10 protein-coding genes and 4 tRNA genes are annotated in these 10,276 nt (G+C 62.9%); 1 reads left to right on the top strand and 13 read right to left on the bottom strand.

The window, feature by feature from the left end:
- From IG627_RS20215 to IG627_RS20160, 12 genes are all read right to left on the bottom strand, one after another.
- Positions 1 to 96, bottom strand: a 96-nt coding sequence (locus IG627_RS20215; protein ID WP_010791028.1) for a GTP-binding protein, incomplete at its 3' end; no start/stop codon positions are given.
- A gap of 136 nt (positions 97 to 232) precedes the next feature.
- A tRNA-Thr gene (locus tag IG627_RS20210) sits at positions 233 to 307 on the bottom strand.
- Positions 308 to 428: 121 nt separating this feature from the next.
- Positions 429 to 502 (bottom strand) — tRNA-Gly (locus IG627_RS20205).
- A gap of 80 nt (positions 503 to 582) precedes the next feature.
- A tRNA-Tyr gene (locus IG627_RS20200) sits at positions 583 to 666 on the bottom strand.
- A 121-nt stretch (positions 667 to 787) separates the two neighbouring features.
- Positions 788 to 863: transfer RNA gene (locus IG627_RS20195), tRNA-Thr, on the bottom strand.
- Between the two features lie 124 nt (positions 864 to 987).
- Positions 988 to 1,689, bottom strand: a complete 702-nt coding sequence (locus IG627_RS20190; RefSeq protein WP_193195045.1) for a hypothetical protein — start codon at positions 1,687 to 1,689, stop codon at positions 988 to 990.
- 40 nt (positions 1,690 to 1,729) lie between these two features.
- A complete protein-coding gene (locus IG627_RS20185) occupies positions 1,730 to 2,461 on the bottom strand; it encodes a type III pantothenate kinase (RefSeq protein ID WP_193195043.1) in 732 nt (243 codons plus the stop codon).
- The gene (gene birA / locus IG627_RS20180) at positions 2,458 to 3,474 is read right to left on the bottom strand and encodes a bifunctional biotin--[acetyl-CoA-carboxylase] ligase/biotin operon repressor BirA (protein WP_226865491.1); all 1,017 of its coding nucleotides are present in this window, start codon (positions 3,472 to 3,474) and stop codon (positions 2,458 to 2,460) included. Before birA ends, IG627_RS20185 begins: the two co-directional genes overlap by 4 nt.
- 10 nt (positions 3,475 to 3,484) lie before the next feature.
- Entirely contained in the window at positions 3,485 to 4,606 is a 1,122-nt protein-coding gene (gene alr, locus IG627_RS20175) for an alanine racemase (RefSeq protein ID WP_193195039.1), read from the bottom strand.
- A gap of 15 nt (positions 4,607 to 4,621) precedes the next feature.
- Complete coding sequence (locus tag IG627_RS20170) at positions 4,622 to 5,809, bottom strand: ABC transporter permease (RefSeq protein WP_193195036.1); 1,188 nt, start codon at positions 5,807 to 5,809, stop codon at positions 4,622 to 4,624.
- Entirely contained in the window at positions 5,809 to 6,561 is a 753-nt protein-coding gene (locus tag IG627_RS20165) for an ABC transporter ATP-binding protein (protein ID WP_193195034.1), read from the bottom strand. Before IG627_RS20165 ends, IG627_RS20170 begins: the two co-directional genes overlap by 1 nt.
- A complete protein-coding gene (locus IG627_RS20160) occupies positions 6,558 to 7,931 on the bottom strand; it encodes an alpha/beta fold hydrolase (RefSeq protein ID WP_319024624.1) in 1,374 nt (457 codons plus the stop codon). Before IG627_RS20160 ends, IG627_RS20165 begins: the two co-directional genes overlap by 4 nt.
- A 224-nt stretch (positions 7,932 to 8,155) precedes the next feature.
- Between IG627_RS20160 and IG627_RS20155 the strand changes: the two genes are divergently transcribed.
- Positions 8,156 to 9,103, top strand: coding sequence for a hypothetical protein (locus IG627_RS20155; protein ID WP_193195029.1), 948 nt, complete (start codon positions 8,156 to 8,158; stop codon positions 9,101 to 9,103).
- Between the two features lie 24 nt (positions 9,104 to 9,127).
- Here IG627_RS20155 and IG627_RS20150 read toward each other — a convergent pair whose 3' ends face one another.
- Positions 9,128 to 9,976: an aldo/keto reductase gene (locus IG627_RS20150; RefSeq protein WP_226865490.1), complete on the bottom strand. Its 849-nt coding sequence runs from the start codon at positions 9,974 to 9,976 to the stop codon at positions 9,128 to 9,130.
- Positions 9,977 to 10,276: the final 300 nt, after the last annotated feature.

The following is a 10,276-nucleotide window of genomic DNA, read 5'->3' as shown; positions in this document are numbered from 1 at the left end:
CAGCGCAGCGGTCAGGGTGGTTTTACCGTGGTCAACGTGACCGATGGTGCCCACGTTTACGTGGGGCTTGGAACGTTCAAACTTTTCTTTTGCCATTGCAGCCTCCTAATATAGGCGCGCAGACCGCCACCTACGTCCAGAACAGGCGCATCCGACCCCGACCACCCCAAAAAACTGGCCGAACCCGGATACAAATAACCGCAGAGACACCCGTCCCCGCGGTCACAAAAAATGGAGCTCATGGGCGGATTTGAACCGCCGACCTCACCCTTACCAAGGGTGTGCTCTACCCCTGAGCTACATGAGCATACTACTACCGACACCGAGACAAAGCCCCGACATCCAGGCAACCAATCCCGGCCACCTGTTTCGCCGCCCCGACCACTCGCTCCGGACGGCCTTTTCCCACCTATCTCCACACGTCAGTATGGAGCGGGCAGCGGGAATCGAACCCGCATCATCAGCTTGGAAGGCTGAGGTTCTACCATTGAACTATGCCCGCACGCGGAAACCTCCAAGCAAAAGGCTCCAACCTTCCGCTGGCGACACCTTCCAGCCTCGCGACCTTTCGGCATCTCAAAATGGTGCAGGGGGGTGGATTCGAACCACCGAAGCTTGCGCGTCAGATTTACAGTCTGATCCCTTTGGCCACTCGGGAACCCCTGCTCGAAAGCGGTGTGCATTCTCTACACAAGCCAGTGCGCTGTCAACATTTTTTCCTTCAAATTCACAGACTTATCTGTGAAATCTTCTCCGGAATCTAACCGCTGCAGCACGAGAGACAAAATGGAGCTGGCGAGAGGAGTCGAACCCCCGACCGGCTGATTACAAGTCAGCTGCTCTACCAACTGAGCTACGCCAGCCCTGTCTCTCACTACGGAAACTTTAGTTGCCCCCGTAAGTGGAGGCGGGATTCTAGGGGATGTTTTGCCGACAAGCAACAGGCAATTTGTGGTCGGGCCGCCGCGGGGCCAGGCACACCGCGAATCACTCCCCCTCCACCTCGCTGCACAGATTCTGGCGGCGATCCAACTCCGGGTACTCCAGCTGTAGCTGCACCCAGAAATCCTCCGCCAGTCGCTCAGCTGCGCCGGGAGGCAGCACTATCCAGCGCTCGAGATAAGTCTGCGGCTCCTCGCGGGTTCTGGCGGCGACACCGCGCGCCTGCAGTTCCGCGGCCAGGAGCTCGGCGCGATCCAGTTCGGAAAAGATGCCGAAGGAGATACCGTTGGTCAGCGAGCCTTTCGGGATCACATAGCTGTCGACCCCTGCCGCCTGCAGTTCGCGCAGTTTGTTGAAGGCCTCGCGCCGGGAACCGAGCGGCGCCAGGAATACCCAGTAGCGCATCTGCCCTTCCATTTCTATCTCGCGCAGACTGCCATCCACCTGCAGGGCCAACAGCCGTTCCACTATGTCCTGCCCCTGGTATTCCTCCTCGAAGGGACCGATCAGGCTGCACAGCTGCTCGGCGGACGCCGGTTCTCGCTCACGCGGCTGTGGCTTTTGCGGCTCGACAACTTCCTGCAACCGATCCGGCGGCACTTCCCGTACCAGCTGTATGCGCTCCCCGCCTTCCACCGACGCCGCAGGTATACTCTCGACGCCGGGCGCAGACGGGCGCCCGCCGGTCTGGAACCAGGCAAAGAGAGCAATATTGGCGAGCAGTAAAGCGAGAAGTATCCAGCGCATAAAGTAGTTTGCATTAAAGTTAACAGGCTGCCGGGGATTGTTATGGGTTACTGGACGCCAGTCCGTCCAGCACCAGTTCCGGCACCAGCTGATGCGGCCTGCGACACAGCGAAGACAGCAGAGCCCCATCGCCACCGGTCAGCCACAGCAGAGGTTCAGCCCCGACCTCGCGCCGAAATTCATCCAGGGCGCACTCTATCGCCCCCAGCACCATCAGCACCATGCCGCGATTAACCGCATCCTCGGTTTCCTGCCCCGGCGCCAGGGACATGCCCGGCGCCAGGGCCTCGGGCACCTTGACCGCATCCGTGTCCCTATACAGCGCCCGGCGCATCAGGCCGATACCCGGCGCCACATATCCCCCCAGATGACGACCGTCATTATCCAGCAAATCGAGGGTCACTGCGCTGCCACAGTCCACAATCAGGGAGGCGCGCGGATCGCGCCCATGGGCCGCGAGCACCGCCAGCCAGCGATCCACCCCCAGGCGCGCGGTATTGCGGTAGCCGCAGGTCACTCCGGCGCACTGCATTTCCACCCGCGCAAACTCCACCGGTAGCGCAAACATTTCGCGCACCCCGTCAGCCAGGGCCGCGCCAACCGCTGCGCCGGCCACATTGGCGGCACGCACCCGCTGCGGGTTCAACGCTGCCCATTCCGGGGGCAGCTTACCGTCGCGCAGATCCGCGGTGGAGAGACTGCCGCGCACGCCGTCCTCGCCGAGCAGGCGCCACTTGCCGCGGGTATTGCCGAGATCGATCTCCAGAATCACTCTCCATCCTCCCGCAGAGACACTTCACCGCCGTGAAACAGTTTCCGCTCGCCATCCATATCAAGAATCAGCGCACCGGAGCTGTCCACGCCGGCAGCGGTGCCGCACCACTCCCGACTCGCAGACTGCAGGCGCACCGGCCGGCCGGCAAACTGATCCAGCGCCAGCCAGGCATCGCGATAGGCGGAAAAACCGCGCTCCGGCCCGGGCTCTGTATAGCTCCGCAGCAGTGGCAGCAACCGATTCAGCATCGCTGCCGCCAGGCGGTTGCGGTCGATCCCCGGGCGAACACTGTGAAGATCTATCCAGGGCTGGTCGATGGCGGCGGCACTGTCGCCACGCAAGCCCACATTCAGGCCAATACCCACGACCACCCCGCAGCGGTCGGTGAGGTCCCCGCTGAGCTCGAGCAGCACCCCGGCCAGCTTGCGCCCGCGACACCAGACGTCGTTGGGCCACTTGAGCCGCACATCCGGTACGCCAAACTCCTCCAGCGCCCGGGCCAGGGCGACACCGACCGCCAGGCTTAACCCCTCCAACAGCTGCACACCGCCACTGAACTGCCAGCCGATGGACAGGTTGATGCCGGCGCTGAAAGGGCTGATCCAGCTGCGCCCCCGCCGGCCGCGACCCGCGGTCTGGCGCTCGGCCAGCATCGCCACACCGTGGCCGTCATCCCTCTCCAGCCGCGTCAGCAGCTGGGCATTGGTGGAATCGACCTCATCGCAGACAATCAACTGCCGCAGCAGATCGCGCGCTGCGGCATCCAGCCCCGCCTCTACCGCATCCGACGACAGCAGGTTCAGGCCGCCGGGCAGGCGATAACCGCGCCCCTTGACCGACTCCAGTACCAGGCCGTAGTGCGTGAGCTTCTGCAGCTGCTTCCAGACTGCGGCGCGACTCACCCCCAGGGCGGCGCCGAGGGATTCGCCGGAGTGGACCTCACCGTCGGCAAGCAGGTTCAAGACCGGGCGCAGCTGCTCCAGCGGGCTCTTGGGCTTAGAGATATGCAATTTCAACTTCTCAAATAGCGGCGCCAGATTTATATCGGCGATAGTAGCGGTGGCCGAGACTGGTCAGTATCTCGTAGCCGATGGTGCCGGCGTAACCGGCCACCTCGTCGACGGTCACTTCGCGGTTGAGTATCTCTATGTTCTCCAGCGCATCCCGCTCCCTGTCGCTGAGGGCGCTGATATCGAAGGTGGTGGAGTCCATAGACACCCGCCCGACCATCGGCAGGCGCCGGCCGCAGGCCCAGCCGCAGCCTTGGCCGCCCTGGGCGCGCAGTATACCGTCGGCGTAACCGCCGCGCGCCACCGCCAGCCAACTTCCGGCCGCGACACTTTGGGTGGCGCCGTAGCCCACCATCTGCGCACTGCTGACGTGGCGCTTCTGCACTATCGGCAGACTCAGTTCCACCACCGGGCGCACCGGGTTCGAAGAGCCGGGCAGCGGATTGACACCGTAGAGGGCAGATCCCGGCCTGGCCACGTCGAAGTGGTACTCCTCGCCGAGGAAGATGCCCGACGAATTGGCGAGACTCAGCTGTACCTGCGGGCACTCAGTTCGCAGCCGCGCGGCGGCCCTGTTGAAGTTGCGCAGCTGAATTTCATTCTGCGGGTGGCCCGGCTCGTCGGCGCAGGCCAGGTGACTCAGTAGCAGGCGGATATCCGCCGCGCGCAGCAGCGCGCGGTCGGCGAGCAACAGATCGAAGTCCTCCGGTGTCATACCCAAGCGTGTCATGCCCGAGTCCACCTTGACCGCACAGGGCGCCGCCACACCTGCCCTCTCACATATGGCCACCCAGTCGCGCAACTGCTGCAGGGTAAACAGCGTCGGTATCAGGCCGGCGCGGGCACACTCGAGTTCTGCGCCCGCGCGCACACCGGTGAGCACCACTATGCAGACTTCGCCGCCCAGCTGCTTGCGCAGGCTCTCCCCCTCCGCCTGGGTGGCGACAAAGAAATCCCGACAGCCATGCCGGTACAGCGCCGGCGCCACCTGCGCCATGCCGAGACCATAGGCATCCGCCTTGACCACGGCACCGCAGCGACTGCCGGGGGCCAGGTGGTCGCTGAGACTCAGATAGTTCTCACCCACCGCCTGCAGATCGATAGTCAGTAGCCCTTCGCGGGAATCACTCATGCAGCTCTTACTCAATTAGGTCGCCCCGAGCAGGCTCTCGCGACGCAGGGCGCGGGCGCCGAAGGCGACGGACAGCGCCACCAGCAGCAGGCACACCATAGAGCCCGCCAGCAACAGCGGCAGGGAAACTGAATCCCCCACCAGCAGCGACTTCAGCCACTGCTGCTGCGCCACCAGGGGCACCAGCTGCCAGTAGCTGTCCGCCAGATCGACCCTGGCTGCGTCCAGCACCATCAGCAGCATCACCGGCGCTATCTGCAGTATGCTCAGCTGGGTCTGCGCATCCTTAAAGGAGCTGGAGCGCAGGGCCAGCAGTATCTGTACCACGGCCACCAGCAGCGCCAGCGGCAATAACAGCAGTCCCATGGTGATCACACCAGAGGCGGTGGTGGCCTGCTGAATACCCAGCTCGGCCAGGGGCATTACCGGCATCAACGCCACCAGCGCGGCTATCGCCAGCAGGGAGCCAAGCCAGCCCATACTGGCCACCGCCAGCATCTTGGCCGCCACCAACTGCCAGCCGGGCACAGGTTGCATCAGCAGCGCTTCCAGGCTGAGGCGCTCGCGCTCCCCGGCCGAGGTGTCCACCGAGGTGGCGAGACTGGCGACAAACAGGGTCAGAATCAGCAACCCCGGCACCATCGCCAGCAGCAGGGCGCCGCGACTGGACGGCGTGCTCACATCGCGCACCTGCAGCTGCCAGGGCGCCAGCAGTTGCGGCGCCACGCCTCGGGCAGTGAGGCGCTGGCTGACCACCAGTTGCTGCAGCTTGCCGAGTCTTTCCTGCAGGTGGCGCTCGGCGCGCCCCGCGGAAGTGGAGGAGCTGTCGACATAAAGGTACATCTTCGGCGCGCGGAAGGACTCGTAACGGTCGACGAAACCCTCTTCGAGCTGCAGCACCAGGTCGTAGCCGCCGGCGAGCAACGCGCGCGGCTCTCCCTCCGCCAAGGCCTCCACCTCGAGGCTGTCGCTGCGCAATCGCTGCTCCAGAAGCGGCGCCACGTCACCGCCCAACAGCACCAGGCGAGTGGACTCCTCCGTCTGCTTCTTCACCACGATAACCATAGTGCCCGCCAGCATCACCGGGATCAGCAGGGAGAAACAGATCGCCATCCACAGGGCGCGCCTGTCGCGCCAGGTCTCCAACATTTCCTTGCGCAGCAGCGCCGACATCTGCAGCGAGATAATCCTGTCCATTGCCATCAGGCCGGCTCCTCCTCTGTCCGCTTACCGACGGCGGCGCCGTATGCGAGAGTGACGAAGGCGTCTTCCAGGTTGTCGCAGCCGGTATGCGCCAGCAGTTCCGCCGGCGAACCACCGCCGACGATACGCCCGCCGGCCATTACCAGCACCCGATCCGACAACTCGGACACTTCCGACATCACATGACTCGAAAACAGTATGGTGGTTCCCTGCTGGCGCAGGCGCAGCAGTGTCCTGCGCAGCAGCCGCGCCGCCAGCACATCCAGGCCCCTCGTCGGCTCGTCCAGTATCAGGTGCCGGGGACGGTGCACCAGTGCCCGCGCCAGGGACACCTTCATGCGCTCGCCCTGGGAGAAGCCGCGGGTACGACGCTGCCACAACTCATCCAACTCCAGCTCCTCGCGCACCGACTGCAGTGCCCTGTCGAGTTCTTTCCCGCACAGCCCCTGCACTCGGGCAAACATCGTCAGGTACTCGGCGACTGTCAGCCGTTCGTAGAGCCCCTCGCGGTCGCCGACTACGCCCAGCTGCCGGCGCGCGGCCATGGGATCGCGGGCCACATCTACCCCCCCAAGCCGGACCCGTCCCGCATCCGCACGCAGCAGGCCGGTGATAATGCGCAGACAGGTAGTCTTGCCGGCACCGTTGGCGCCGAGCAGTGCGGTAATCTGGCCATCGGGCACGGTAAAGCTGAGGTGGTCCAACACCCGTCGACCGGCAAACTGCTTGTTGATGGATTCCACTGCGATCACAACTGATCTCCCCGCTCGACGGATACGGCACTGACACCCAGCGCGGGACCAAAGGCATCCGCCATAAATGGCGGCCTGTGGATATCCGCTACGCAAGCCTGCTCCAGCGGCTCACCCGGCATTTCGAGAAAGCGCGAGATCAGCTCGGGAATACAGCCGCGTCGGGAATTGATATGCCCGCCGCCAGCCACCACCAGGTGCTGCCTGTGGGACAGGTAGCCGAGCTGCTGTTCCGCGTAATAGGGCGGCGTTATCGGGTCGGCACTACCGGAGATCAGCAGCACCGGGTGCTCCCGCGGAGCCGGCGCGGCGTAGGGCTTGGACGAGACGGGCCAGGCTTCACAACCGCTCCTGAACAGGTCGAAGAAGGCCGAGCCGAGGAAAGAGCCCTCACTGTCTGCGGCTACTTCATCAGCGCCAATACGGTTCAACTCCTCGGCGCAGGCCACAGAAAAGGTGAGCCCCATGGCCATGCTGTCGGCGTGATTCTGAAACAGGCCGGTAATGCCGGACAGCGGCAGGTAGTTACCGCGGCCGGCCTGGTGCACCGCGTAGGGTATCTGCGCCGCGGCGACGGGATCGTAGAGGGCACCGCGGATGGCATTAGCCAGTACCCAGCGGGCCAGCGGCTCCGTCACTGGACCGCCGGTCAGGGGGTCGGGAAAAGACGCTGCCTGTTCCGCACTCCAGCCGTTCAGCATCTTCGCCAGCTGACCCTTCCAGTCGCCGAAGCGGGCGCAGACAGGATCGCGCGCGCAATCCCGTTCCAGTTGCTGTAGTGCGCGTTCGGCGGCGGTCGCGGTGAGGAACACCTTGGTGTCGATCGGCGCCACCGCATCCAGTACCAGTGCGCTCAGGGACTCCGGGTACCACTGCTGGTAGAGCAGCGCAGTACGCGTGCCCCAGGAGCCACCCCAGAGCGCGATGCGCCCGTGCCCGAGGAACATCCGCACCCGCTCCAGGTCCTCTACCGTCTGGCGACTGCTGAGGGATTCGGCGAAGTCTGGCCGCTGCAGGTAGCAGTCCGCCAAGCGCCTGGAAAACTGCTGCAGGTCTGCGGGCATCTCGCGCTCGAAACCGCAGCGAAAAGCGCCGGAAAGACCGGCGCCGCGGCGATCCACCATGACTATATCGCGCTCGCGGTTGATCTTGCGGAAGGCGTTCAGCAGCGGCGCCAGATCGCTGGCGGCTTGCCCGGGTCCGCCGGCAAGAAGGTAAAGGGGCTCGCGTTCGCTGTCGTTGACCGCCGGCGCCACCATCACCGCCAGCTCGCTATCATCGGCACCGACGGCCACGCGGAAACAGCGCAGGGCATCACTCCAGCCATCCAGATGGCAGGCCCGTGACGCCAGTTCATCCTGTGCGGCCACCAATCCCGGCAACCCGGGTCCAACTGATAAAACTGCCCCCAGGAGCAGCCGTCGCATCCATACCACGACCAGGTCCCCTCTCATATAACATGCAAAGAACGCCAGTCTATCGAACTTTTGTCAGTTGTGTCCTCAACACAGAGCCCCCTGCCCCAATAGCATTAGCGCGGCCGGGCCCACAGTGTTAAGGTTTCACTTCGCATTTCCTCTTATTGCCGGCACCAATGAGCTTTTCAGATAGAGAAAAACAATTAATCCGCGCCGCCTTCGGCTGGGGACAAATCACGCAAAAGGAAGGCTACACCCTATCCGATCTGGAAATTGACAAGTCAGTGCTGTTTCGCCGCCTGCTGGCCGGGCGCCCGCCGCTGGCCTTTCCGCCACCCCTGCGCCACGGCTTCCCCTGGTACGAGGTCATCGAGGGCCGGGGTGAACACGTGGTCAACGCCTCTGAAGCCTCACCCGAGTGCAGTATCATCGCCCCTGGCAGCAGGCCGGGCGACACCTGCATCCTGATAGACGGCGCCTTCTGGCGTGTGGCGGAAACGGTACGGGAGCGCGAGGAATATATCGTCGAGTGGGGACAATACCCCATCCAATGGCGACTGAAAAAACACTGGGAAGTCAATTACGAGATGACCCAGCAGTTGCACAACTTCCGCAAGGAAAACCCCAACGCCGAGGTCAGTTTTGACAATCGACCGGGCCAGCGCGAGTACAGCGAGTTTCGCATTGACGATGAGCAGACCGTCTGGCTCAGCGAGTGGCAGTTGAGCCGTATCGGTCTCTCCGGCTGGGTCTGGGTTGGCACTGCGGTCGAAGAGGATACTCGCGTCGAACTGACTCCCCTGTTCCGGGATCAACAGGGGCCACTGGTTATCGGCGAGGCCGGTAAGAAGCGCGGGGCGGGTTGGTTGCGCATCGAGCGCGCGGACAGCGAATATCGATTTATCAAACTCAATGACAAACTGGAATACCAGGCGCTGATTGCCGCCGCGGCCACCGAATTTGAAACCCTCCTGCACGGAGTGCAGGGAGAGGAGCTACAGGTGATGGACTGGCGCGACGACCAGCCGCTACGTCACTACGCCGTACCCACTCAGCTGGCCCCCCTGGAAGAGTTTGATCTTCGAGACCAGAACTACGACCTGATGCCGGATAACGCCTACTGACGCGTCAGGCCCAAGCCTGGCGCTTCAGTCCACATCCCGCCCCCGAGCGGCGCGCAACAGCCGGAACCAGGCTTCACGCGGCAGCTCTCTCTCCAGCGCCGCAATCCCACTGCGCAAGCGGGCAAGCCTGCCACTCCCCAACACCGGCACCATCTTCGCCGGGTGTTTCAGCAGCCAGGCCAGGGCCAGCTGCTGCGGTTCCATATCCAGCTCCTGCGCCAGTTCCTCCATACATGCCTGCACCCGCAGTGACGCCTCCCCAGAGCCAACGAACAAGTCGCCACCGGCAAAAGGCGACCAGGCCATCGAAATCACCCTCTCCCGCTGGCAGTAATCCAACTGGCCATCGAACAGGGGCGCACTGTGTAACAGCGACACTTCTATCTGGTTGACCACCAGGGGGCGGGAGAGACGCGACTGCAACAACTCAAACTGGTGCGGCAGGAAATTCGAAACGCCGACAGCACGGACCTTGCCCTCGTTTACCAGCCTGTCCAATGCAGCAGCCAATTCGTCGGCGTCCATCAACGGATCGGGGCGATGCAGCAACAGCAGATCCAATTGCTCTATGTTCATTTTCGCCAGGCTGGATTCCGCCGCCGCAGTGACATGGGCGGCGCCACTGTCGTAGTGATTCAGTGCATAAGTATTTTGGTCACTCACCAGCTTGATACCGCACTTGGAAACAATTTCCATTTTGTCGCGCAGCTCGGGCTTCAACTTCAGCGCTTCACCGAACAGCTCCTCACAGCGGTAATCGCCATAAATGTCCGCCAGATCAAATGTCGTGACCCCCAACTCGAGCAACTGATCCAGCAGTTGCACTGTCTGCTGCGGTGAATACTTCCAATTCGCGAGACGCCAGAGCCCCATCGCAATTCGAGATATGGAAAACGCTTCGTTTAATGGGGATTGGATTCTTTGCATGTAGATTTACTCATCGACGGTTTTTGGGTGCCAGGGCGATGCGCTGCGCCCAATCTCTCAATGACATCCCGGTTACTAACAGAATACATGGACAGAGTTGTGTATAACTATGGGATACCTGGGCCCAGGCGAGGATTCATAGCAGGCAGCAACAAACGCGTAAAAAAACACCACTGAACTTTTCTACATCCGCTTCCGAGATGACACCGCTGTTACTAACAGAATACATGGATAGACTTGTGTATA

Origin of the sequence: Microbulbifer taiwanensis (assembly GCF_014904815.1) — a bacterium.
Lineage (GTDB): Bacteria > Pseudomonadota > Gammaproteobacteria > Pseudomonadales > Cellvibrionaceae > Microbulbifer > Microbulbifer taiwanensis.
This window is presented reverse-complemented; position numbering and strand designations above follow the sequence as displayed.

Coding starts and splice junctions, on each gene's coding strand:
- IG627_RS20155 (WP_193195029.1), top strand. CDS start 8,156: ATGAGCTTTTCAGATAGAGAAAAACAATTAATCCGCGCCGCCTTCGGC.
- IG627_RS20170 (WP_193195036.1), bottom strand. CDS start 5,809: ATGGCAATGGACAGGATTATCTCGCTGCAGATGTCGGCGCTGCTGCGC.
- IG627_RS20190 (WP_193195045.1), bottom strand. CDS start 1,689: ATGCGCTGGATACTTCTCGCTTTACTGCTCGCCAATATTGCTCTCTTT.
- alr (WP_193195039.1), bottom strand. CDS start 4,606: ATGAGTGATTCCCGCGAAGGGCTACTGACTATCGATCTGCAGGCGGTG.
- IG627_RS20150 (WP_226865490.1), bottom strand. CDS start 9,976: ATGGGGCTCTGGCGTCTCGCGAATTGGAAGTATTCACCGCAGCAGACA.